Source organism: Pseudomonas sp. P1_A1 (assembly GCF_056406935.1).
In genome coordinates, this window is sequence record NZ_JBFTZE010000002.1 from 351,876 (window position 1) to 374,287 (window position 22,412).

Annotated in this window: 22 protein-coding genes; 10 read left to right on the top strand and 12 right to left on the bottom strand. The window is 60.3% G+C overall.

The genetic code is table 11. From position 1 onward, the window contains the following. Positions 1-66: 66 nt before the first annotated feature. Together AC1D2Q_RS04520 and rep are read right to left on the bottom strand one after the other, a co-directional pair. Entirely contained in the window at positions 67-639 is a 573-nt protein-coding gene (locus tag AC1D2Q_RS04520) for a xanthine phosphoribosyltransferase (protein WP_477812381.1), read from the bottom strand. 57 nt (positions 640-696) lie between these two features. After that, positions 697-2,706, bottom strand: a complete 2,010-nt coding sequence (gene rep, locus AC1D2Q_RS04525) for a DNA helicase Rep (RefSeq protein ID WP_018927510.1) — start codon at positions 2,704-2,706, stop codon at positions 697-699. A 262-nt stretch (positions 2,707-2,968) separates the two neighbouring features. Between rep and AC1D2Q_RS04530 the strand changes: the two genes are divergently transcribed. Further along, positions 2,969-4,639, top strand: a complete 1,671-nt coding sequence (locus AC1D2Q_RS04530; RefSeq protein ID WP_477812382.1) for a putative bifunctional diguanylate cyclase/phosphodiesterase — start codon at positions 2,969-2,971, stop codon at positions 4,637-4,639. 84 nt (positions 4,640-4,723) lie between these two features. On the opposite strand, the gene AC1D2Q_RS04535 is transcribed toward AC1D2Q_RS04530, so the two are convergent. Further along, entirely contained in the window at positions 4,724-6,121 is a 1,398-nt protein-coding gene (locus tag AC1D2Q_RS04535) for a NorM family multidrug efflux MATE transporter (protein ID WP_477812383.1), read from the bottom strand. A 157-nt stretch (positions 6,122-6,278) separates the two neighbouring features. Between AC1D2Q_RS04535 and AC1D2Q_RS04540 the strand changes: the two genes are divergently transcribed. The 3 genes from AC1D2Q_RS04540 to AC1D2Q_RS04550 all read left to right on the top strand — a co-directional run bounded on the left by AC1D2Q_RS04540 (position 6,279) and on the right by AC1D2Q_RS04550 (position 10,758). Next, complete coding sequence (locus AC1D2Q_RS04540; RefSeq protein ID WP_305503808.1) at positions 6,279-7,199, top strand: LysR substrate-binding domain-containing protein; 921 nt, start codon at positions 6,279-6,281, stop codon at positions 7,197-7,199. 185 nt (positions 7,200-7,384) lie between these two features. Then, the gene (locus AC1D2Q_RS04545; protein ID WP_305410502.1) at positions 7,385-9,361 is read left to right on the top strand and encodes a methyl-accepting chemotaxis protein; all 1,977 of its coding nucleotides are present in this window, start codon (positions 7,385-7,387) and stop codon (positions 9,359-9,361) included. A 182-nt stretch (positions 9,362-9,543) separates the two neighbouring features. After that, a complete protein-coding gene (locus AC1D2Q_RS04550) occupies positions 9,544-10,758 on the top strand; it encodes an aldose 1-epimerase family protein (protein WP_477812384.1) in 1,215 nt (404 codons plus the stop codon). 6 nt (positions 10,759-10,764) lie between these two features. Here AC1D2Q_RS04550 and AC1D2Q_RS04555 read toward each other — a convergent pair whose 3' ends face one another. Both AC1D2Q_RS04555 and AC1D2Q_RS04560 read right to left on the bottom strand, forming a co-directional pair. Next, the gene (locus AC1D2Q_RS04555; protein WP_096479376.1) at positions 10,765-12,258 is read right to left on the bottom strand and encodes a YifB family Mg chelatase-like AAA ATPase; all 1,494 of its coding nucleotides are present in this window, start codon (positions 12,256-12,258) and stop codon (positions 10,765-10,767) included. Between the two features lie 123 nt (positions 12,259-12,381). Beyond that, positions 12,382-12,567 (bottom strand): hypothetical protein, encoded by a 186-nt coding sequence (locus AC1D2Q_RS04560; protein ID WP_019580492.1) that lies wholly within the window; start codon positions 12,565-12,567, stop codon positions 12,382-12,384. A gap of 249 nt (positions 12,568-12,816) precedes the next feature. On the opposite strand from AC1D2Q_RS04560, the gene AC1D2Q_RS04565 reads away from it, so the two are divergent. Both AC1D2Q_RS04565 and AC1D2Q_RS04570 read left to right on the top strand, forming a co-directional pair. Continuing rightward, positions 12,817-13,095, top strand: a complete 279-nt coding sequence (locus AC1D2Q_RS04565) for a type II toxin-antitoxin system RelE/ParE family toxin (protein WP_026331819.1) — start codon at positions 12,817-12,819, stop codon at positions 13,093-13,095. Positions 13,096-13,103: 8 nt separating this feature from the next. Next, a complete protein-coding gene (locus AC1D2Q_RS04570; protein ID WP_030129123.1) occupies positions 13,104-13,409 on the top strand; it encodes a HigA family addiction module antitoxin in 306 nt (101 codons plus the stop codon). 52 nt (positions 13,410-13,461) lie between these two features. Here the strand turns inward: AC1D2Q_RS04570 and AC1D2Q_RS04575 are convergent, their stop codons facing one another. Next, on the bottom strand, positions 13,462-13,983 hold the full coding sequence (locus AC1D2Q_RS04575) for a BRO-N domain-containing protein (RefSeq protein ID WP_204124183.1): 522 nt from the start codon (positions 13,981-13,983) through the stop codon (positions 13,462-13,464). 458 nt (positions 13,984-14,441) lie between these two features. After that, the gene (locus AC1D2Q_RS04580; protein ID WP_008076132.1) at positions 14,442-14,702 is read right to left on the bottom strand and encodes an accessory factor UbiK family protein; all 261 of its coding nucleotides are present in this window, start codon (positions 14,700-14,702) and stop codon (positions 14,442-14,444) included. Positions 14,703-15,119: 417 nt separating this feature from the next. Here AC1D2Q_RS04580 and glnK point away from each other — a divergent pair, with 417 nt between their 5' ends. The 4 genes from glnK (at position 15,120) to sutA (ending at position 17,895) form a co-directional block, all read left to right on the top strand. After that, complete coding sequence (glnK, locus tag AC1D2Q_RS04585) at positions 15,120-15,458, top strand: P-II family nitrogen regulator (protein WP_002555808.1); 339 nt, start codon at positions 15,120-15,122, stop codon at positions 15,456-15,458. Positions 15,459-15,493: 35 nt separating this feature from the next. After that, positions 15,494-16,831 (top strand): ammonium transporter, encoded by a 1,338-nt coding sequence (locus AC1D2Q_RS04590; RefSeq protein ID WP_477812385.1) that lies wholly within the window; start codon positions 15,494-15,496, stop codon positions 16,829-16,831. 212 nt (positions 16,832-17,043) lie between these two features. Further along, on the top strand, positions 17,044-17,469 hold the full coding sequence (locus AC1D2Q_RS04595) for a secondary thiamine-phosphate synthase enzyme YjbQ (protein ID WP_007989493.1): 426 nt from the start codon (positions 17,044-17,046) through the stop codon (positions 17,467-17,469). Between the two features lie 102 nt (positions 17,470-17,571). Further along, the gene (gene sutA / locus AC1D2Q_RS04600) at positions 17,572-17,895 is read left to right on the top strand and encodes a transcriptional regulator SutA (protein ID WP_018927530.1); all 324 of its coding nucleotides are present in this window, start codon (positions 17,572-17,574) and stop codon (positions 17,893-17,895) included. 80 nt (positions 17,896-17,975) lie between these two features. On the opposite strand, the gene AC1D2Q_RS04605 is transcribed toward sutA, so the two are convergent. The 5 genes from AC1D2Q_RS04605 to lysA are packed head-to-tail and all read right to left on the bottom strand — an operon-like array spanning position 17,976 to position 22,403. Further along, complete coding sequence (locus AC1D2Q_RS04605) at positions 17,976-18,683, bottom strand: HAD family hydrolase (protein WP_477812386.1); 708 nt, start codon at positions 18,681-18,683, stop codon at positions 17,976-17,978. Further along, positions 18,680-19,579: a tyrosine recombinase XerC gene (gene xerC, locus AC1D2Q_RS04610; RefSeq protein ID WP_258698516.1), complete on the bottom strand. Its 900-nt coding sequence runs from the start codon at positions 19,577-19,579 to the stop codon at positions 18,680-18,682. The genes AC1D2Q_RS04605 and xerC overlap by 4 nt, the downstream gene beginning before the upstream one ends. Before the next feature lie 2 nt (positions 19,580-19,581). Further along, complete coding sequence (locus AC1D2Q_RS04615; RefSeq protein ID WP_007941280.1) at positions 19,582-20,307, bottom strand: DUF484 family protein; 726 nt, start codon at positions 20,305-20,307, stop codon at positions 19,582-19,584. 13 nt (positions 20,308-20,320) lie between these two features. Then, on the bottom strand, positions 20,321-21,151 hold the full coding sequence (gene dapF / locus AC1D2Q_RS04620) for a diaminopimelate epimerase (protein WP_477812387.1): 831 nt from the start codon (positions 21,149-21,151) through the stop codon (positions 20,321-20,323). 4 nt (positions 21,152-21,155) lie between these two features. Next, positions 21,156-22,403: a diaminopimelate decarboxylase gene (lysA, locus tag AC1D2Q_RS04625; protein ID WP_477812388.1), complete on the bottom strand. Its 1,248-nt coding sequence runs from the start codon at positions 22,401-22,403 to the stop codon at positions 21,156-21,158. Between the last annotated feature and the right edge of the window lie 9 nt (positions 22,404-22,412).

A 22,412-nucleotide genomic window follows, 5' to 3' on the forward strand; every position in this document is an offset into this window, starting at 1 on the left:
GCTCCTACAGGAGAATGCATTCGGCGTAGGAGCTGCCGCAGGGTGCGATCTTTTGCGTTTGGCTAGTTAGTCAATAAAGGTCACAACACCGCCGGCCAGGGACTGCACCCGAGCCAACGATTCAACTCGATAACCCTGGGCATCCAGTTCCGCACGGCCACCCTGGAACGACTTCTCGATCACGATGCCCAGACCGGCCACGGTCGCGCCGGCCTGTTTGATGATCGAGATCAGCGCTTGCGACGCCTTACCGTTGGCCAGAAAGTCGTCGATGATCAGCACGCGGTCGCTGCTGGTCAGGTGGCGTGGGGAGATCGCCACGGTGCTTTCGGTTTGCTTGGTGAACGAGTAAACCGTCGCCGACAGCAGGTTTTCAGTCAGGGTCAGGGACTGATGCTTGCGCGCGAAAATCACCGGTACGCCGAGGTTCAGGCCAGTCATGATCGCCGGGGCAATACCCGAGGCTTCGATGGTGACGATCTTGGTGATGCCCGAATCCTTGAACAGCGAGGCGAATTCGTCGCCGATCAGCTTCATCAGTGTCGGGTCGATCTGGTGGTTCAGAAAAGCGTCGACTTTCAGGACCTGGTCGGAAAGCACGATGCCTTCTTCGCGAATTTTCTTGTGCAGTGCTTCCATGAAGCTGTCCTCTGTTGGCGTCTTTTGTGCCGAAGGCCTAAATAAAAGTGCTCAATTCTAGCGCTTTAACATTGCGCGTATATCGGCCAATGCGCTGTTGCCGCGAACGGCTTTGACTTCGGTCGGGGTGTCGTCGTTACCTTCCCAGGCCAGGTCGTCCGGCGGCAGTTCATCGAGGAAGCGGCTGGGCGCGCAGTCGATGATCTCGCCGTATTGCTTACGCTTGGCGGCGAAGGTGAAAGCCAGGGTCTGACGCGCTCGGGTAATCCCGACGTAGGCCAGGCGACGTTCCTCTTCGATGGTGTCGGCTTCGATGCTGGAGCGGTGCGGCAGGATTTCCTCTTCCATGCCCATGATGAACACGTAAGGGAATTCCAGGCCCTTGGAGGCGTGCAAGGTCATCATCTGCACACCTTCGGCGCCGTCTTCCTCCTCCTGCTGACGCTCCAGCATGTCGCGCAGCACGAGTTTGCCGATGGCGTCTTCGACGGTCATCTCGCCGTCTTCGTCTTTCTCCAGCGTGTTCTTCAGTGCCTCGATCAGGAACCAGACGTTACCCATGCGGTAATCGGCGGCCTTGTCACTGGAGCTGTTGGTGCGCAGCCAGTTCTCGTAGTCGATGTCCATGACCATGCTGCGCAGGGCGGAGATCGGGTCTTCGCCGGCGCACTGCTCGCGGACCTTGTCCATGAAGCGCTTGAAGCGCGACAGGCGATCGGTGAAGCGGCTGTCCAAGTGTTCGCCCAGGCCGATTTCGTCGGTGGCGGCGTACATCGAGATTTTTCGCTCGGTGGCGTAGTTGCCCAGCTTCTCCAGTGTGGTCGAACCGATCTCCCGGCGTGGGACGTTGATCACCCGCAGGAAGGCGTTGTCGTCGTCCGGGTTCACGATCAGGCGGAAGTAGGCCATCAGGTCCTTCACTTCCTGGCGTCCGAAAAAGCTGTTGCCGCCGGACAGTCGGTAAGGCACCTGGTGATGTTGCAGCTTCAGCTCGATCAGCTTGGCCTGGTAGTTGCCGCGATACAGAATCGCGAAATCGCTGTAGGGCCGGTCGGTGCGCAAGTGCAGGCTGAGGATTTCCACGGCCACGCGCTCGGCTTCGGCGTCTTCGTTGCGGCAGCGGATCACGCGGATCTCGTCGCCGTGACCCATTTCACTCCACAGCTGCTTTTCGAATTCGTGCGGGTTGTTCGAAATCAGCACGTTGGCGCAGCGCAGGATGCGGCTGGTGGAGCGGTAGTTCTGCTCCAGCATCACCACTTTCAGGGACGGGTAATCGTCCTTGAGCAGCATCAGGTTTTCCGGGCGGGCGCCGCGCCAGGCGTAGATCGACTGGTCGTCGTCGCCTACCACGGTGAACTGGTTGCGTTTGCCGATCAGCAGTTTCACCAGCAAATACTGGCTGGCGTTGGTGTCCTGGTATTCGTCCACCAGCAGGTAGCGGACCTTGTTCTGCCATTTTTCCAGGATGTCGTCGTGCTCCTGGAACAGTTTTACCGGCAGCAGGATCAGGTCGTCGAAGTCCACCGCGTTGAACGCCTTGAGCGTGCGCTGGTAGTGGGTGTAGACGATGGCGGCGGTCTGTTCCTTGGGGTTGCGTGCGTTTTCCAGGGCTTCGGGCGGCAGGATCAGGTCGTTTTTCCAGGCGCCGATCATGTTCTTGATCTCGTCGACGCCGTCGTCGCCCGAGTATTCCTTCTGCATGATGTCGGTCATCAGGGCTTTGACGTCGGTCTCGTCGAAGATCGAGAAGCCCGGTTTATAGCCCAGCCGCACATGTTCCTTGCGGATGATGTTCAGGCCCAGGTTGTGAAAGGTGCACACCGTCAGGCCGCGGCCTTCACCGCCCTTGAGCAACGTGCCGACCCGTTCCTTCATCTCTCGCGCGGCCTTGTTGGTAAAGGTCATGGCGACGATGTACTGGGCACGGATGCCGCAGCTCTGGATCAGATGCGCAATTTTGCGGGTGATCACGCTGGTCTTGCCGGAGCCTGCACCGGCGAGCACCAAAAGAGGGCCGCCGACGTAGCTCACGGCTTCTTGCTGCCGGGGATTGAGTCGGGACATACGAAATCAGGGAGTCTTTAGCGAAATGGGCCGGCATTTTAACAGGCTCAGCGAATTGTGCTGCTCTCTCCGACTTGTGACGCAACACGCGATCTCCATTTGCCGGTTTTGATACTTTCACGCAGGATGCGCAGTGAATTTGCGTCTAATGTTCGTATTCAAGACACAAAGTCGTGTTTGATAACTAATGTCATTTGGTCATTGGTTACCCGGGCGGCATAATGCCCGCCGCCTACATCTTTGCAGAGTCTAGGGAGCTAGCTTGTCTACGCCTGTCGAACCCTTGCGTTTGCTGCTACTGGCCCAAGAGCCGGCGTGGGCAGCGTTGTTGCGCGAGTGTCTGGCTCCAATGGGGAGTTCGGCAGTGCTGCTCAGCGCACCGAGCTGGGAGTCGGTCAGCAACCTGTTCGATGACAACCGCAGCGCGGTGTTGTTGACGATTCCTGCTCTGCAGCCGGCACCCGGCCGTTGCAACCTGCCTACGGTGTTGCTGCTCGAACACGAGCCGCTGGCGCCGCCCGACGGTGTGAGCGACTGGCTGGTGCGCAATCTGCTGGATCCCGGCATGTTGCGCCGCTGCCTGCGTCATGTGCGTGAGCGCGGGGTGCTGGAAAACACCTTGCAACGCCTGGCCGAGCAGGATCCGCTGACCGGCATCGCCAACCGTCAGGGTTTCCAGACCTTGCTGGCGGCGCGTCTGGCGGACAACGACGGCCGCGGCCTGGCCCTCGGTCACCTCGACCTCGACAACTTTCGACACGCCAACGACGCCCTCGGCCATCAGGCAGGCGACCGGTTGATTCTGCAAGTGGTCTCGCGGCTGAAAAGCCAGCTGGAGGCCGGCGATCAACTGGCGCGGCTGGGCAGCGATGAGTTCGCCCTGCTGATCGACACCCGCCGCGCCCCTCAGCGCGCTGAATGGATGGCCGAACGGATTACCGAAGCCCTGTCCGAACCCTACTGGATCGACGGCGAAAGCCTGTTGATCGGTTCCAGTCTCGGCATTGCTCACGCCCGGGCGCAGGCCGGCGCCGACCCGCTGATGTGGCACGCGCACATCGCCATGCAGCAGGCCAAGAGTACTCAAGGCTGCACCTTTCACATCTTCAACGAGCGGATCAATCGCAATGCTCGCAGCATCGCCGACCTTGAAAGCGAGCTGCGCCGGGCCTTACGTCGCGATGAGCTGGAGTTGCATTACCAGCCACGCCTGAACCTTGCGGACGGCCAGATCGTCGGCCTCGAAGCCTTGGTGCGCTGGCGTCATGGTGAACGCGGTTTGCTGCCCCCCAGCGAATTCGTGCCACTGGCCGAGCAAAGCGGCTTGATCGTGCCGCTGGGTTACTGGGTGATTTCCCGAGCCCTGCGGGACATGCAGGCGCTGCGTGAGCGGGGTCTGCCAGCGCTGCACATGGCGATCAACCTGTCGTTCCGGCAGTTTCAGGACAGCCAATTACTGTCGACCCTGAGCCGGCTGATTGCCGAGCGTGGCGTCGAGGCGCAATGGCTGGAATTCGAACTGACCGAAACCGCGGTGATGCGTCGCAGTGACCTGGTCAAGCAGACCATGGACGCCCTCGGGCGGCTCGGTGTGCGCTTCTCGCTGGACGATTTCGGCACCGGGTTCTCATCGTTCGTGCACCTGAACAGCCTGCCGATCGCCTTGTTGAAGGTCGACAAGAGCTTTGTCGGCGGCATGGAAGAGCGGGAAGAGAATCGCAAACTGGTGCACGCCATGATCAACCTGGCGCACAACCTCAACCTCGAAGTGGTTGCCGAAGGCGTGGAAACACAGGCGCAGCTGGATTTGTTGCGCGGGTTTGGTTGCGATCAGGTGCAGGGGTACCTGATCAGCAAGCCGTTGCCGTTGGCGGAATTGGTTGAGTATTTGACCTTCGGCTCCAGCCAGCAGGTTGTGGTTGAGGCCATTTAAAAGATCGCAGCCTTCGGCAGCTCCTACAAAAACGCGGTCGTGCGCGGTCCTGTAGGAGCTGCCGAAGGCTGCGATCTTTTGATCTTAATCCGGCTGAATCACCCGAAAGCTGTCTTGCGCTGAAGGCTCGCGCCGAATCATTCGAGTCATCTTCCACTCAAACGCCAGCGTCAGGCTCACCGCCGCACACGCCAGCCCCAGCGCCAACCCCCACCAGACGCCCGTCGGCCCCCAGTTCAGATGGAAGGCCATCCACCAGGCGGCCGGCGCACCAATCAGCCAATAGCAGCCCAAACCCACCAGGAACGTGGTCTTGGCATCCTTGAGCCCGCGAATGCAGCCCATGGCAATGGTTTGCGTGCCGTCGAACAGCTCGAACCACGCCGCCACCGCCAGCAGGCTCACGGCCAGTTCTATGACCGGGTGAAAGGCTGGGTCGTTGTGGTCGAGGAACAAGCCGATCAACTGATTCGGCAGCAGCCAGAAGACCATCGCGAACCCCAGCATCGACACCGCCCCGAAGGCGATCCCGACCCGTCCGGCCAGCCGCGCATCCAGCAATTGCCCGGCGCCGTAATGCTGGCCGATGCGCATGGTGATCGCGTAGGAAAGCCCCGCCGGCACCATGAACGCCACCGAGACGATTTGCAGGGCGATCTGGTGCGCCGCCAGTTGCGTGCTGCCCATGGTGCCCATGCACAGCGCGGCGAAGGCAAACAGGCCGACTTCCACCGCATAGGTGCCGCCAATCGGCAGGCCCAGGCGCCACAACTCCTTCAAGTACTGACGATTGGGCCGCGACAGCCCCTGGCGCAACGGATAAGCGTCATAGGCCGGGTGCCGACGAATGTGCAGCGCGAGCGCCAGCGCCATCAGGTTGGCCACGATCGCTGTGACCAGACCGATGCCCATCAGGCCCATTTTCGGCAGGCCGAACATGCCGGTGATCAACGCATAGTTGAGCAGGAAGTTGGCCACGGTGCCACCGAGGCTGATGACCATCACCGGCGTCGCCCGGCCGATGGCGCTGGTGAAGCCGCGCAGTGCCATGAAACTCAGGTAGCCGGGCAGGGCGAACGGCAGGATCAACAGAAACTGGCCGGCGGCCTGGACGTTGGTTGCGGTCTGGCCGAACAGCAGCAACACCGGTTTGAGGTTCCACAGCAGCAGACCCGCCACCAGCGCCATCAACCAGGCCAGCCACAAACCGGCCTGGGTCAGCCGCGCTGCGCCGATGATGTCGCCCGCGCCCTGACGGATCGCCACCAGGGTGCCGACCGCCGCGATCACGCCGATGCAGAAGATCGACACGAACGAATACGTCGCCGCGCCCAGACCGCCGCCGGCCAGCGCCTCGGGACTCAGGCGCGCCATCATCAAGGTGTCGGTGAGGACCATCAACATGTGCGCCAACTGCGAGGCAATCAACGGCCCCGCCAGCCGCAGGATGGCCCAGAGTTCAATACGCGCTGGATGCTGCATGATCATCACGCTCGATTGTCAGAGAGAACAGGAAGCGTCGATTCTCGGCGCTCTGCGGGGTTTCCACAAAGGGATAAAAAGGATGGGTGGCATGATTAAAACTCATGCCAGGGACTTTCTGATAAGTTGAGGCAACCGCGCTATAGGAGCTTTCCCAATGTCTCGTCGTCTTCCTCCCTTGTATGCCCTTCGAGCATTCGAAGCGGCGGCGCGACATAGCTCGTTCACCCGCGCCGCCGAAGAACTGTCGATCACCCAAAGTGCGGTCAGCCGGCACATTCGTACGCTCGAAGAGCATTTCGCCTGTCGCCTGTTTCATCGCAGCGGGCGCAACCTGCAACTGACCGAATCGGCGCGGCTGATACTGCCCGGCATTCGCGAAGGCTTCACCGCCCTGGAACGAGCCTGCAATACCCTGCGTGCCGAGGACGACATCCTGCGCATGAAAGCCCCGTCGACCCTGACCATGCGCTGGCTGTTGGCGCGGCTCAGTCGGTTTCGCCACCTGCGACCGGGGAACGAGGTGCAATTGACCAGCGCCTGGATGGACGTTGATACGGTGGACTTCAACCACGAACCCTTCGACTGCGCCGTCATCCTCAGCAACGGGCATTTTCCACCGGACTGGGAGACGACTTTGCTGTTTCCCGAAGAGCTGATTCCGGTGGGCGCGCCGAATCTGCTGAAGGATCAACCGTGGGACGTTGCGCGCCTGGCCAGCACCGAGCTGCTGCACCCGACGCCGGACCGCCGCGACTGGCGCAACTGGCTGGAGCGCATGGGCCTGACCGATCAAGTCTCGCTCAAGGGCGGACAGGTGTTCGATACGCTGGAACTGGGCATGATCGCTGCCGCCCGGGGCTACGGCGTGTCCATGGGCGATTTGCTGATGGTCGCGGAAGATGTCGCCCAGGGACGCCTGAGTTTGCCGTGGCCGACGGCCGTCGCCAGTGGTGAGCACTATTACCTGGTCTGGCCGAAAACCCGCCCCGGCGGTGAACGTTTGCGCCGACTCAGCGATTTCCTGCAAGGCGAAGTCCGGGCCATGGAATTACCGGATGTCGAACGCCTGGGCTGAATTGATGGAGCCGCTGCAATGGCGGCCTTGAGCCATATCCCGGCTAATCACTCAAGTATTCGGTTTTGCCGCCGAAAATCTGCTGATGGAACCTTAGTGCCAGGCTCCATGTTTTCCCCACTATCAGAAATTTTGCCGAGTGCGACGGGATCAGGATGATCCGGCCCACTGGGTCAGGAGCTGTCATGTCTCAACCTCGTGCTCGGATTGCCTCACAGCTGGGTCTTGCGCTTGCCGTGATACTGGCGATTGTCATCAGCGGCAGCACCGTGTTTGCCCTGCGCTCGCTGGACGCCGCCAACCTCGCCACCCGCGAAGAGCACCTGGCCAGCGAGGCGCGGCTGCTGGCCGATCAGCTGAGCACGTTCCACGGCACGTTGCGTGAGAGTACCCAGCGCCTCAGCGGCCTGTTCGAGAAGCGCTTCAGCGCCGGTTTGAGCGTGCACCCGGATGAGCCGGTGACCGTGGCGGGTGTGCAGACCCCGGGCCTGCACCTGGGTGGCGAAGTGTTGAACAACAACTTCAAGGAAGTGGACGAGTTCAAGCAAATGACTGCCGGCGTTGCGACGCTGTTCGTGCGCAGTGGTGAAGACTTCATTCGGGTCAGCACGTCCCTGAGCAAACAGGACGGCACCCGGGCCATCGGCACATTGCTGGATCACGCTCACCCGGCTTATGCGCGCTTGATGGCCGGGCAGAGCTACGTCGGCCGCGCCTTGCTCTTCGAACGGTCCTACATGACTCAGTACACCCCCGTACGCGACAGCGGCGGTAAGGTGATTGCCGTGCTGTTCGTGGGATTCGATTACACCGACGCCCAGAACGCCCAGTTCGAAAACCTCAAGCGCTTCCGCATCGGCCAGACCGGCTCCCTGGCGCTGCTCGATGAGCAGAGCAAATGGCTGGTGCCGATCGCCGGTGTGCAAGCGTTGGACGTGGCCGTCCCGGCCATCGTCGGTCTGGCCAAGACGCCGGGCAAGGGCGATTTCTGGAGTGACAAGTCGCAAGACTTCTACAGCATTGCCGTGCCGTTCGAAGGCGGGCCGTGGTCGGTGGTGGCGAGCATGCCGAAAGCGGAAATCCGCGCGGTGACCTGGAGCGTCGGCATTCGCCTGGCCATCGGCAGCCTGTTGGCGATGTTGCTGGCCGTGGGTTCGGCGGTCTGGTTGTTGCGCAGCAAACTGGCGCCGCTGGGGGATCTGGTGCGTCAGGCCGAAGCCTTGGGTGCCGGTGATTTGAGTGTGCGCCTGAACGTGTCGAGCAACGACGAAATCGGTCAGTTGGCCCGCGCTTTCAACCAGATGAGCCAGGCTTTGTCGACCATGGTCGAGCACATTCGTAGAGCCTCGGAAGAGGTCAACAGCCGCGCCCAAGCGTTGTCCGGTCTGTCTGGCGGTGCCTATGAAGGGATGGAGCAGCAGTCCGGCGAAATCACCAGCATGGCCGGCGCCGTGGAAGAGTTCAGCGCCACCTCGTTGAACATTGCCGACAACATGGGCAACACCCAGCGTCTGGCGCAGGAAAACGCACAGCAAACCCAGATCGGTCGTACGTCGATGGACGAAGCGTCCTCGTCTCTGGAACAAATCGCCGGTGCGCTGAACAGCACCGCGACGGTGATCAACACCTTGGGTCAGCGCTCCCAGGAAATTGGCGGCATTGTCGGGGTGATCACCGCGATCGCCGAGCAAACCAATTTGCTGGCGCTCAACGCTGCCATCGAAGCCGCCCGTGCCGGTGAGCAAGGTCGTGGGTTTGCGGTGGTGGCTGATGAGGTGCGCAACCTGGCCTCGCGTACTCGCCAGGCCACTGACGAAATTTCCGGGATGATCCAAAGTATCCAGCAGGAAACCGGCAACGCGATCAGCACCATGGAGCAGGGTAACGTGCTGATGCAGGAAGGCTTGTCGCGCAACGCCAACGTCGCCTCAGCCCTGGCGCGGATCGATGAGCAAAGCCGCTCGGCCGGTCAGCAATTCGCCGCCATCACCACCGCGACCCAGGAACAAAGCAGCACCGCGACCTTGCTCAGCAGCAATCTGCAAAGCATTGCCTTGGCGAACAGTGAACAGCGGGAGGTGGTGTCGAACCTGGCAGTGACTGCCAAAGAGCTGGAGAAGCTCGCGGCGGACTTGCGGCATGAGGTTGACCGGTTCCGCTGAGGTACCTCCGAAACAGCCATCGCGGGCAGGCTCGCGATGGCATCAACTCAATTCTGCGCGTTATCCACAAGCCTCGTATCGACGATCGTTTGGCATTTGCCATCGTGATCTCGATTTTTATGCTTGCTGAAACGTTTCTTCAAGTTTATAAAAATGGCACAACTCCAAGAAAGGCTGCTGCCATGACCCCGCTCAAACTCTTCGTTGCCCTCAGCGCATTGTCCGCTGCTTCCCACGCCATGGCTTGGGATTACGTCCTGCTCGATACCGACAAAGCCGCCCAGAGCTGGCAGATCACCAGCCAGCAACTCGGCGTGAAAACCGACAAACCCTTCTCCGTAACCCTGCGCACCTTGCATGGCGGTCGGCAGGAGGGTGTCAGCATCGTCGACATCGATAACGGCACAATGAAACTCTCGGTGGTACCGACTCGCGGCATGAACGTCTTGCAGGCCTCGGTCGGCAACGTGCGCATGGGCTGGGATTCGCCGGTCAAGGAAGTGGTCAACCCGTCCTTCATCGAGCTCAATGGCCGCGGTGGCCTGGGCTGGCTGGAAGGTTTCAATGAGCTGGTCACCCGCTGCGGCTATGAATGGGTCGGCCACCCTGGCATCGACAATGGCGAACTGCTGACCCTGCACGGTCGCGCCGCCAACATCCCGGCCAACAAAGTCACCCTGCACATCGATGAAAAAYCGCCATACGCCATCAGCCTGCGCGGCGAGCTGAAAGAGCAGGCATTCAAGAAAGTCGACTTCTCCGTCGCGACCGAACTGGTGACCGAGCCCGGCAGCGTAGTGTTCGCTCTCAACGACACCCTGACCAACAACGGCGACTATCCGAAGGAATACCAGGCGCTGTATCACAGCAACTTCAGCACTCCGTTCCTGGAGGAGGGCGCTCGCTTCGCCGCGCCGGTGAAGCAGGTCTCACCGTTCAACGACAAAGCCAAAGGCGATCTGGCGGACTGGCAAACCTACCGCGCACCGACCAAGGACTACGACGAGACGGTTTACAACGTGGTGCCATATGCCGATGCCAAGGGCGATACGTTGACCGTGCTGCATAACGAGGCCGGCAGCCTGGGTGTCTCGGTCGGCTTCAACACTCAAACACTGCCGGTGTTCTCCCTGTGGAAAAACACCGATACCCAGGGCCAGGGCTATGTCACGGGGCTGGAGCCAGGGACGAGTTTTTCCTACAACCGCCGGTATCAGCGGCCACTGAACCTGGTGCCGACAATTGCGCCGAAGGAACAGAAGCAGTTCCGCATCAGCTACAGCTTGCTGGCGGATAAAGCGGCTGTGGATAAGGCATTGAAGCAGGTGAGCGAGATTCAGGGTGGGCGCGAGACGGAGGTGCGGCAGACGCCGTTGGTTGATCTCACCAAGGGGTGACGCCGGCTAGAGTGTTGTCGGCCGATATTGCAGCGCTTCGGCCAAGTGTTCGCGTCTGATCCCGTCGGCTTGTTCAAGGTCCGCCAGCGTGCGCGCGACCTTGAGCAGTCGATGGGCCGCTCGCAACGACAGCGTTAAACGCTCGCAGGCGGATTCCAACCAGTTTTCATCGACTGTGGATAACTTACAGTGCCGGCGTAGGCCTGGCAGGTCGAGGAAGGCATTGGCGCAACCTTGGCGTTTGTGTTGCCGCTCTCTTGCATCGGCAACCAGCTCGGCGGCGGTGGCTGTATCGTCGCCGGGTTTTAACGCAGGATTCAACGCCGTGGCTTCGCGAGCAACTGTCAGGTGCAGGTCGATGCGATCCAGCAGCGGCCCCGACAGTTTGTTGCGATAGCGCTGCACCATGTCCGGCGTACAGGAACAACGGCCGCTTGGTTCGCCAAGATATCCACAGGGGCAGGGATTCATCGCAGCCACCAGTTGAAAGCGCGCCGGAAAACGTACGCGGTCCTTGGCGCGGGAAATCACGATGTGGCCGGATTCCAATGGCTCTCTCAACACCTCCAATACCTTGCGATCAAACTCTGGAAGCTCATCAAGGAACAGCACGCCATGGTGGGCGAGAGTGATTTCGCCGGGTTGCGGTTTCGAACCGCCACCCACCAGTGCGGGGCCTGAAGCGGAGTGGTGTGGCTGTCGGAAGGGACGCTGAGGCCAATGACTCAGCGGCACACAACTGGCGACCGATTGAATCGCTGCGACTTCCAGTGCTTCGCTCTCGGCCAATGGCGGTAACAGCCCCGGCAGACGACTCGCCAACAACGTTTTCCCCGTCCCCGGCGGTCCGCTGAACAACAGGTTATGAGCCCCCGCCGCGGCAATCAGCAAGGCTCGCTTGGCTGCAAGTTGTCCCTGCACTTCGTTCAAGTCGGGATAGGGTTTGCTGGCGTAGAGCAAACCGTTGGAAGCGTAGGGTTCGATGGGCGTGTGACCATTGAAATGCGCGACCGCTTGAAGCAGATGATCCACCGCAATCACTTTCAACCCCGAAGCCAGGCACGCCTCCTCGGCATTCGCTCGCGGCACTACCAGCGTGCGCCCGGCCTTGCGCGCTGCCAGCGCCGCCGGCAACACCCCGCGAACCGCCCGCACCGCGCCCGACAGCGCCAGCTCTCCCAGGCACTCCACGTCATCCAGCGTCAACGTCGGCACCTGCACGCTGGCCGACAGAATCCCCAAGGCAATCGCCAGATCGAAACGCCCGCCATCCTTCGGCAAATCGGCGGGAGCGAGATTCAAGGTGATGCGCCGCGCTGGAAATTGCAGCCCCGAATTGATGATCGCGCTACGCACCCGATCCTTGCTTTCCTTCACCGCCGCCTCGGGCAGCCCGACCATGGTCAGCGACGGCAAGCCGTTAGCCAGATGCACTTCGACGGTGACGGCGGGCGCATCCACGCCGACTTGGGCGCGGCTGTGGACGATGGATAGGGACATGGTCGTTCCTTGAGCTGACGGGGAACCGCTTCCTGCGGGTTTTTGAAGGGTAGACGGGGAGTGAGGGTTTAGCGTGGCGGCAAGGGAAGGAAACTTTCGCAGGATGTTGCGAGTTTTGGTGAGCTAATCCGGGAGCTTCGTCAGGCTCGTGCCTGCAAGCCAGCCACTCGGTTCAAGTTCTTTGCCCTGAGCAGCGGCGACATCAAAAAAGCGGCGTTGATTGGCCGATACGCTCCCGGCTAACCGGAGTGCCTCAGCATGATATTTAGTGGCGAGTAACAGTTTGGCTTTTTGTTTTTTAGATTTCATAGCGACTTTTTCGATTTGTAGATTGGTTTTTTTGGGTCAGTCAGCTTAAGAGGTGGACACGGTTTTGATGCAATGGGAATTGGCGCTTGTTTTTGTAGGATTCGGCTGGATTTCGAAAGCCTTCTGAAGGGCTCAGGTAGTCCTTTTCCTAAAGTTTTGAGAGGGGGACCAAGAATCGCAACACCGCGTTTGCATTAGTGAATTCAGGTTATACACTCAAGATTAATGCATAACGTTAAGCTTTAAATTATGATCGTTGGCTTTAAGTGTTCTGAGACCGAGTACCTGTTTCGCAACGGAAAGACCCGTATGTGGTCAGCCATTCTGAGTGTCGTGGAACGAAAGCTGACGATGCTTGATGCTGCTGCGGTGCTGATGGACCTTCGATCACCACCAGGCAATCGATTGGAGGCGCTGGAAGGAGATCGAAAAGGTCAGCACAGCATCCGCATCAACGCTCAATGGCGAATTTGCTTTGTTTGGGGTCTTAACGGACCAGAGAATGTCGAAATCGTCGATTATCACTGAGGTGAGTAATGACTAAGAATGGTATGCGCCCGGTTCACCCTGGCGAGATCCTCAAAGAGGAATACCTGGAGCCTCTGAGCCTTACGGCTGCAGCCTTGGCCAGAGCGTTGAGCGTTTCGACGCCTACGGTGAACGACATCGTACTTCAGCGTCGAGGTGTCAGTGCCGATATGGCTCTAAGGCTATCTATCTGCCTGGACACGACTCCCGAGTTTTGGCTGAACCTGCAATCGACATACGATTTGCGAAAAGCCGAGATCGAACGAGGGGCTGCGATCCGGGATCAGGTTGAGCGGCTCCCGCACTGCGCCTGAACCTCTGTTCCTGAACGAACCCCACGCGATAAACGTGGGGTTTTTTTGTCGTTCAGAATACCTGGAGTATTCGTGACGCACGCTTCCACCACGGAGCATTGACCATACTTCGCGGTCGTTCCTCATTCGGCAGCAGTTGCGGAACATCCTGCAACCGAATCCACGGCTGGTTATTCCAGTGCAGCAAACTCAACGACATCTGCGGCCAATTGAGCAGGCTCAGAATCGGGCGTTCGGTTGAGGTGGGTTGTTGGGCGTCTCTGAGGGCTGGTACTACGTCGTGGGTCAGCCATTCGCGCAGGCCTCGGTATTCGGGGCAGTAGTGGTAGACCAGTAATGCGTAGACGCCGGATTCGCTGATCAGCAGTGTGTTTTCTACAGTGCCGTGGATGAGCATTTGCAGATTCTGGTGTTGGTCGGGATCGAGTTTGCGTAGCGCTCGTTCGTCGAGGAAGAGGCGGAGCAATCGGCCGAGGTCGCGGGCGCTGAACCAGGCTTGGTTTTCGAGGAGGAGGGCGTGGAGGTGGAGTTTGTGGCGGGTGAAGATGTGGGGGATTAGATAGTTTTCGTCCATGGTGCAGTTCTCGGGATCAAATGAAGAAAACTGCCTCTGATCGTCGCCAAACGAAAAAGGTGGCAGCCATGCGCGGGTTGGCGAACCGGTGACGCCCGAAAACCGGCAGACCCGAAGGTCTCCCACGCATAGCCGCCATAATTCGAGATGGGAACAAATTCCTCGGTCGAATGTGGTCGCGGTGCGTCGGGGTCTTCCGGGTCGCCAAACCCAGAGCTGAACATTCAGCTGGGGATGAGCATAGAAACTGGAGGCCTTACGACGCAATCGGACGGCGGTGGTGTTCTTTGTAGGACGTTGCCGGGATGTTTGCGAGGCTAAGGATCAAAAGATCGCAGCCTTCGACAGCTCCTACAAAGGTGGTCTGTCCAGTATGGGAGGGCTGGTAGACCGAGGCGCCCTCATTCGCGAGCAAGCCCGCTCCCACAGGGAATGCATTTCACAGAAGAGTCAGTGCGTTACTCGGCAGGTGGATTGAGCTTCGCTTCCAGCTCCGCCACTTTCGCCTCCAAGCTCTCCAACCGGGCGCGGGTCCGCGCCAGCACAACCATCTGGCTGTCGAATTCTTCACGGCTCACCAAGTCCAGCTTGCTGAAGCCGCTCTGCAACAAAGCCTTGAACTGGCTTTCGATTTCGCTTTTCGGCAGTGGGGTGTCGCCGCTGAAGAGGCGGGAGGCGGTGCCGCTCAGGGCGTCGAGGAAGTCTTTGGGCGCGAGCATGGGAAATGTCCTGTCAACAATGGCGAGCAGTGTACCACGCAGTGTCTATAGTCAATCTCGGCGGCTGGGATGCACGCTTTTCGCGCATGCGAGTGGACAGCCGCGCACTGTTGTTGTGCGTAACTGTGGCGTCAATCGGCTGGAGGGGCCTGCGGTAGCGGGCAAGGGCTTGAAATCAATGGGTTTTGGATAGATGGCAAGCTTTCTGCTTAGTCGCTGGTGACCCATGCACTGATGCAGTCGCTGTGACGAATGCAGTGCGCCAAGCGGAACGGGGGAAGTTTCGTGCGGAGTGGTTAGCTGGCGTCGGACGGGCAGGTAAGGCCGAACGATGCGTTACAAAGCCAGGCACTGCGCTTAGACTTGAGTCGGGTTTGTTTTCCTGGGGCAAGTCCACCAATTCGGGAGAGAGTTTTCATGAAGCTAGTCACTGCCATCATCAAGCCGTTCAAACTGGACGACGTGCGCGAGTCGCTGTCCGAGATCGGCGTGCAGGGCATTACCGTTACTGAGGTCAAAGGCTTCGGTCGGCAGAAGGGTCACACCGAGCTGTATCGCGGCGCGGAGTACGTGGTCGATTTTCTGCCCAAGGTGAAGATCGATGTCGCCATTGACGACAAGGATCTGGACCGGGTTATCGAGGCGATAACCAAGGCCGCCAACACCGGCAAGATCGGTGACGGCAAGATCTTCGTGGTCAATCTGGAACAGGCGATTCGCATCCGTACCGGCGAAACCGATACCGACGCAATCTAAGCCGCCACAAACCCAACGCCCCAGGAGAAAACAATATGACTCTGCGTAAAATCGCAGGGCTAGGAGCCCTGTTGTCCCTCGTAATGCCCGGCCTGGCCATGGCGGCAGACGAAGTGGCGGCCCCAGTCCTCAATTCCGGCGACACCGCCTGGATGATGACCTCGACAGCCCTGGTGCTGTTCATGACCATTCCCGGCCTCGCGCTGTTCTACGGCGGCATGGTTCGGTCGAAAAACATTCTTTCCGTGATGATGCAGTGCTTCGCCATTACCGGTCTGATCAGCGTTCTGTGGGTCATTTATGGCTACAGCGTCGCGTTCGACACCACCGGCATGGAACAGGGCGTCATCAATTTCAACTCGTTCTTCGGGAGCCTGAACAAGGCCTTCCTCGCCGGTATCACGCCAGCGAGTCTGACCGGGCCTGCGGCGCTGTTCCCTGAGGCAGTGTTCGTCACCTTCCAGATGACCTTCGCCATCATTACCCCGGCGCTGATCGTCGGCGCCTTCGCCGAGCGGATGAAGTTCTCCGCCATGCTGATCTTCATGGGCGTGTGGTTCACCCTGGTTTACGCACCGATTGCGCACATGGTCTGGTCCGGCAACGGCGGCCTGTTGTGGGACTGGGGGGTTCTGGACTTCGCCGGTGGCACCGTGGTTCATATCAACGCCGGTGTGGCAGGTCTGATTGCCTGCCTGGTACTGGGCAAGCGTAAAGGCTTCCCGACCACTCCAATGGCGCCGCACAACCTCGGTTACACCTTGATGGGTGCTGCGATGTTGTGGGTCGGCTGGTTCGGTTTCAACGCCGGTTCCGCTGCGGCCGCCAACGGCACTGCAGGCATGGCGATGCTGGTGACTCAGATCGCCACCGCCGCTGCGGCGCTGGGCTGGATGTTTGCCGAGTGGATCACTCACGGCAAGCCAAGTGCACTGGGTATCGCTTCGGGTGTGGTGGCCGGTCTGGTTGCAATCACTCCGGCCGCTGGCACCGTGGGCCCGATGGGCGCTCTGGTGATCGGTCTGGCAGCAGGCGTGGTGTGCTTCTTCTGCGCGACTACCCTGAAACGCAAACTCGGTTATGACGATTCCCTGGATGCCTTTGGCGTGCACGGTATCGGCGGTATTCTCGGCGCGATCCTGACCGGTGTGTTCGCGGCACCATCCCTGGGTGGTTTCGGTACCGTTACCGACATCGCGGCTCAAGTCTGGATTCAGTGCAAAGGCGTCGGCTTCACGGTGATCTACACCGCGATCGTCACCTTCATCATCCTCAAGGTGCTAGACGCTGTCATCGGTCTGCGCATCACCGAGGAAGAAGAAGCAGTCGGCATCGATCTGGCGCTCCACAACGAACGCGGCTACAACTTGTAAGCACGCCTATAAAAAATGCCCGGCTTGCCGGGCATTTTTTTGTCTGAGATTTGTCAGTGAAGGAGCGGCTGAAAGGTTTTTTCATACACGTTCAGGGGCGTTTACAACGGGTGTTTTTCTGCGGCCAATGGCTTACACGATTGAAGGAATATTAGGGCCTTTGTTTTTTCCCAGAGCGCGCTAGAATGCGCCCCGAACGTGCGGAGAACTGTATGTGGCAACAGACTCTGATAACCCTGCGGGCACGGCCCCGGGGGTTTCATCTGGTAACGGACGAGTTACTCGCCGGCTTGCCTGAACTCAAGGCATGTCGGGTCGGTCTGTTGCATTTGTGGCTACAGCATACCTCGGCCTCGTTGACCATCAACGAGAACGCCGATCCGGCGGTACGTCGCGACTTCGAACGATTTTTCAATCGTCTGATCCCACAAGGAACAGACGGCTATGAGCATAACGACGAAGGCCTGGACGACCTCCCGGCGCACTTCAAGGCCAGCGTGCTTGGCTGTCAGCTCAGTTTGCCGATCTCGGCAGGCCGACTGGCGTTGGGAACCTGGCAAGGCGTTTATCTGGGCGAGCACCGTGATCATGGCGGTGCCCGTAAAGTCCTCGCCACCGTACACGGTGAAGGGGCATAAACCGCTGGTCACCAGCGGTGGTTGAATTTTTTCCGGCAGCCTTCGACAGATGGCGAAGCTGGGCTATAACTAATCTGCTTTTCGCAAGTCATGAGGTAGAACATGAGCGACGATGATCTGGAAAACGACGACCTCGAAGTAGGCGACGACGACGAAACCGAAGAAGGCCTGGAAGCGGCGGCTGAAGACGTCGCTGAAGATGACGGCGGTGATGTGCCCGTTCCGACTGCCAAAGGCAAAGCCAAGGCAGCGGTATCGGTCGATGAGCTGCCGAGCGTCGAAGCCAAGAACAAGGAACGCGATGCCCTGGCCAAGGCCATGGAAGAGTTTCTGGCACGGGGCGGCAAGGTGCAGGAAGTGGAGGCCAATGTGGTCGCCGATCCTCCCAAGAAGCCTGATAACAAGTACGGCAGCCGGCCTATCTAAGCGCCTGCTTCCTGCTTGCTGAAAAAGCCCGCCGTCGCTGCGGGCTTTTTCATGGGCGAAAATCAAAAGATCGCAGCACCTCAAATATCGGCTGAGTTCCAGCGGGCGAGCAGCGCAGGCAACTCGGTCAAACTGCGAATCTCGGCATCCGGCGCCCTCTCGGCTTCCCACACTTTGCCCGCCGGGTTAAACCAGATCGCTCGCAACCCCGCCTGCTGTGCTCCGGCAATGTCATCCCCTGGATGATCGCCAATATGCACCGCGGTTTCGGCGGTCGCGCCGCCACGTTGCAACGCTTCATGAAACAGTCGCGCATCCGGTTTGGCGATGCCGATGTCTTCGGCGCACAGGGCAAACCTGAAGTAATCCGCCAGGCCCAGTCGGCGCACATCGGCGTTGCCGTTGGTCACTACACCGAGGGCGTAGTGCTTGGCGAGTGTCTCCAGCGTCGGCTCGACTTCGGGGAAAACTTCCAGCTGATGCCGGGCATGCAGAAACACTTCAAAACTTTGATCAGCCAGGTCTGAGGCTTGACCATGGTCGTAACCAGCCTCTTCCAGAGCATGAAAAAGCACCCGCCGACGCAGCGCACTGATTCGGTGCTTGAGGCTCGGCTCATTGCTCAACACCCGCTCGCGAATCGACCACAAATGCTCCACCGGCACCGCGCCCAGGTTCGGCGCATGCTCGGTCAGCCATTCACGCAATATGGCTTCGGCGCTGGCGATTACCGGGGCGGTGTCCCACAGGGTGTCGTCGAGGTCGAAGGTGATCAGTTGGATGGTCATGAATCATCGCCTTTAATGCGTTTGGCCCGTGGATGGGCGCTGTCGTAGACCGTCGCCAGGTGCTGGAAGTCCAGATGGGTATAGATCTGGGTGGTCTTGATGTCTGAGTGGCCGAGTAGCTCTTGCACGGCGCGCAGGTCTTGCGAGGACTCCAGCAAATGGCTGGCGAAGGAGTGTCGCAACATGTGCGGGTGCAGGTTCTGCCCCAGTTCGCGCTCGCCGGCGGCCTTGACCCGCACCTGAATCGCCCGGGGGCCAAGGCGCCGGCCTTGCTGGCTGACAAACACCGCGTCGTCCGCCGGGTTGGTCATGGCCCGCAACGGCAACCATAGCTCCAATGCTTCGCGAGCCTTTTTACCCACTGGCAACAGTCGGGTCTTGCTGCCTTTACCGAGGACCTGGACCATGCCGTCAGCCAGGTCCAGTTGATCAAGGTTGAGTCCGGTCAGTTCGGAAAGGCGCAAGCCGGAGGAATAGAACAGTTCCAGAATCGCCTGATCCCGACGCGCCAGAAAATCATCCTCAACCGCGCCTTCCAGCAGTTGCAGTGCACGGTCGGTGTCGAGGGTTTTCGGCAGACGACGCTCGCCTTTGGGCGGTGCCAGGCCATTGGCCGGGTCGTGGTCGCACAGACCTTCGCGGTTCAGATAATGATAGAGCCCGCGCACCGCCGACAGTAGCCGCGCCAGGCTGCGGGACGATTGGCCTTGTGCATGCAAGCGGGCGATCAGGCTGCGCAGCCGCTGGATATCCAGTGCGGCCCAGCTGCCAATGTTCTGTTTGAGGCACCAGCCGAGCACTTTGTCGAGGTCGCGGCGGTAGGCGTACAGCGTGTGCGGCGACACCTGCCGCTCACTGCGCAGGTGTTCGCAGTAAGCGTCCAGTTGCCGTTCCACGATCAGCGTACCGAGCGCAGGGAATTGTTGACCCGTGGCAGTACGCGGCCCATGACTTCGGCGATGTAGCTGAGGAACAACGTGCCCACCGAACTCTTGTAGTGCTGCGGATCGCGGCTGGCGATGGCCAGAACACCGTGGATGCCCTGGTGGCTGATGGCGACGACGGCGGTGGAGCCGATCTGCTTGCGCTGTTCTTCGCCGAACAGGAAGTCCAGTTCATGTTCACGCAGGCTGCCGCAGACGCTCTTGTCTTCCGAGAGCAGGCCGCCGATGGCCGTTTGTGCATCGGCGTGGGTGACCCAGCGGCCTACCGGCATCGGGTTGTCGCCCAACAGGATCAGGCTGACGAAGGGCACCTGAAAGTCCTGGCGCAGGCTGTCTTCGACGCCGATCACCACGTCTTCCAGGCTGGTCGCGTCCATCAATGTGAGAATCAGACGGCGGGTCTTGTCGAACAGACGATCGTTGTCGCGGGCCACGTCCATCAGGTGCGAGAGGCGATGACGCAACTCGATGTTGCGGTCACGCAGGATCGTCATCTGGCGTTCGACCAGCGAAATGGTGTCGCCGCGCTGGTGCGGAATGCGCAGGGCCGGGAGCAGTTCTTCGTGCTCGATGAAAAAATCCGGATGAGCCTCCAGGTACGCGGCAATCGCCGCCGCCTCAAGGCTTTCGGAAGGGGATTCGTCGGGCTGTAGGGCGGGAACCTGGGGCTTGTCGGTCATGGATTTCGCTCACTCAAAGACGCACTTGTCCTTCGTATACGCGTACTGCCGGACCGGTCATCATGACCGGTTGGCCAGGGCCTGCCCATTCAATGGACAGGCGCCCGCCGGGCAGGTCGATCAATAGCGGCGAATCCATCCACCCCTGGCTGATCGCGGCCACTGCGGCAGCACAGGCGCCGGTTCCGCAGGCCTGGGTTTCCCCGGCCCCGCGTTCCCAGACGCGCAACTGCGCGCGGTTCCGGTCGATGACCTGGAGAAAACCGACATTGACCCGCGCCGGAAAGCGCGGGTGATGTTCGATTTTCGGCCCCAGTTCATGCACCGGTGCATTGTTGATATCGCTGACCCGCAACACGGCATGGGGGTTGCCCATGGACACCGCAGCCAGTTCGACCATGGTGCCGTCGACGTCGACCTGATAGCTCAGGGCCTGGCTTGGGGCTTCGAACGGAATCTCGGCCGGCACCAGGCGCGGGGCGCCCATGTTGACGCTGATCTGGCCATCGTTGCGGATGTCCAGTTCGATGATGCCGCTTTTGGTCTCGACGCGAATCTGCCGCTTGGCGGTCAGGCGCTTGTCGAGCACGAAGCGGGCGAAGCAGCGTGCGCCGTTACCGCACTGTTCCACTTCGGAGCCGTCGGCGTTGAAGATCCGATAGCGGAAATCCACGTCCGGGTTGCTGGGCGCCTCGACGATCAGCAACTGGTCGAACCCGATGCCGGTGTGCCGATCGCCCCATTGCTTGGCATGCTTGGGCAGAATGTGCGCGTGCTGGCTGACCAGGTCGAGAACCATGAAGTCATTGCCCAGGCCGTGCATCTTGGTAAAACGCAGCAGCATGGGGTTACTCCGGCAGCAGGCTTTCGCCAGCAAACAACTCGGCTGCCGTCTCGCGGCGACGCACTTCGATTGCCTGATCACCGTCCACCAACACTTCAGCGGCGCGGCCGCGGGTGTTGTAGTTGGAGCTCATGACAAACCCGTAGGCACCGGCTGAATGCACGGCCAGCAGATCGCCTTCCTCCAGCGCCAGCTGGCGGTCCTTGGCCAGGAAGTCGCCGGTTTCGCAGATCGGGCCGACGATGTCGTAGGCACGCGCCGCGGTATCGCGAGGGCGCACGGCGGTAACGTCCATCCAGGCCTGGTACAGCGCCGGGCGGATCAGGTCGTTCATGGCCGCATCGACGATGGCGAAGTCTTTGTGTTCGGTGTGCTTGAGGTACTCGACCTGGGTCAGCAGCACGCCGGCGTTGGCGACGACGAAACGGCCCGGCTCGAACACTAGCGCCAGGTCTCGACCGTCGAGACGTTCGCGCACAGCCTTGATGTAGTCGGCGGCCAATGGCGGCTCTTCATCGCGATAACGCACGCCCAGACCGCCACCGAGATCGATGTGGCGCAGGTAAATGCCGCAATCGCCAAGGCGGTCGACCAGACCCAGCAGGCGGTCGAGGGCATCAATGAAGGGCGGCAGGGTGGTCAGTTGCGAACCGATGTGGCAATCGACGCCGACCACTTCCAGGTTAGGCAGTTGCGCGGCGCGGACATACACGTCTTCGGCGTCGGCGATGGCGATGCCGAACTTGTTCTCTTTGAGACCGGTGGAAATGTACGGGTGAGTGCCGGCATCGACGTCCGGGTTGACGCGCAGCGAGATCGGCGCGCGAACGCCCAGCTCGGCGGCGACTACTTGCAGACGCTCGAGCTCGTCGGTGGATTCGACGTTGAAGCAGTGCACGCCGACTTCCAGGGCGCGACGCATGTCGTCACGGGTCTTGCCGACACCGGAGAACACGATCTTGTCGGCACTGCCGCCCGCGGCCAGTACGCGTTCCAGTTCGCCACGGGAAACGATGTCGAAACCGGCGCCCAAACGGGCCAGGACATTCAGTACACCCAGGTTGGAGTTGGCCTTGACTGCATAGCAGACCAGGTGCGACGTGCCGGCCAGCGCATCGGCGTAAGCCAGGTACTGGGCTTCGATGTGGGCGCGGGAGTAGACGTAGGTCGGTGTACCAAAGCGTTCGGCGATGGCGGACAGGGCAACCCCTTCCGCGAACAGCTCACCGTCACGGTAGTTAAAAGCGTCCATGGCGTTCCC

Coding starts and splice junctions, on each gene's coding strand:
- AC1D2Q_RS04520 (WP_477812381.1), bottom strand. CDS start 639: ATGGAAGCACTGCACAAGAAAATTCGCGAAGAAGGCATCGTGCTTTCC.
- rep (WP_018927510.1), bottom strand. CDS start 2,706: ATGTCCCGACTCAATCCCCGGCAGCAAGAAGCCGTGAGCTACGTCGGC.
- AC1D2Q_RS04535 (WP_477812383.1), bottom strand. CDS start 6,121: ATGCAGCATCCAGCGCGTATTGAACTCTGGGCCATCCTGCGGCTGGCG.
- AC1D2Q_RS04540 (WP_305503808.1), top strand. CDS start 6,279: ATGTCTCGTCGTCTTCCTCCCTTGTATGCCCTTCGAGCATTCGAAGCG.
- AC1D2Q_RS04545 (WP_305410502.1), top strand. CDS start 7,385: ATGTCTCAACCTCGTGCTCGGATTGCCTCACAGCTGGGTCTTGCGCTT.
- AC1D2Q_RS04555 (WP_096479376.1), bottom strand. CDS start 12,258: ATGTCCCTATCCATCGTCCACAGCCGCGCCCAAGTCGGCGTGGATGCG.
- AC1D2Q_RS04560 (WP_019580492.1), bottom strand. CDS start 12,567: ATGAAATCTAAAAAACAAAAAGCCAAACTGTTACTCGCCACTAAATAT.
- AC1D2Q_RS04565 (WP_026331819.1), top strand. CDS start 12,817: ATGATCGTTGGCTTTAAGTGTTCTGAGACCGAGTACCTGTTTCGCAAC.
- AC1D2Q_RS04570 (WP_030129123.1), top strand. CDS start 13,104: ATGACTAAGAATGGTATGCGCCCGGTTCACCCTGGCGAGATCCTCAAA.
- AC1D2Q_RS04575 (WP_204124183.1), bottom strand. CDS start 13,983: ATGGACGAAAACTATCTAATCCCCCACATCTTCACCCGCCACAAACTC.
- AC1D2Q_RS04580 (WP_008076132.1), bottom strand. CDS start 14,702: ATGCTCGCGCCCAAAGACTTCCTCGACGCCCTGAGCGGCACCGCCTCC.
- glnK (WP_002555808.1), top strand. CDS start 15,120: ATGAAGCTAGTCACTGCCATCATCAAGCCGTTCAAACTGGACGACGTG.
- AC1D2Q_RS04590 (WP_477812385.1), top strand. CDS start 15,494: ATGACTCTGCGTAAAATCGCAGGGCTAGGAGCCCTGTTGTCCCTCGTA.
- AC1D2Q_RS04595 (WP_007989493.1), top strand. CDS start 17,044: ATGTGGCAACAGACTCTGATAACCCTGCGGGCACGGCCCCGGGGGTTT.
- sutA (WP_018927530.1), top strand. CDS start 17,572: ATGAGCGACGATGATCTGGAAAACGACGACCTCGAAGTAGGCGACGAC.
- AC1D2Q_RS04605 (WP_477812386.1), bottom strand. CDS start 18,683: ATGACCATCCAACTGATCACCTTCGACCTCGACGACACCCTGTGGGAC.
- AC1D2Q_RS04615 (WP_007941280.1), bottom strand. CDS start 20,307: ATGACCGACAAGCCCCAGGTTCCCGCCCTACAGCCCGACGAATCCCCT.
- dapF (WP_477812387.1), bottom strand. CDS start 21,151: ATGCTGCTGCGTTTTACCAAGATGCACGGCCTGGGCAATGACTTCATG.
- lysA (WP_477812388.1), bottom strand. CDS start 22,403: ATGGACGCTTTTAACTACCGTGACGGTGAGCTGTTCGCGGAAGGGGTT.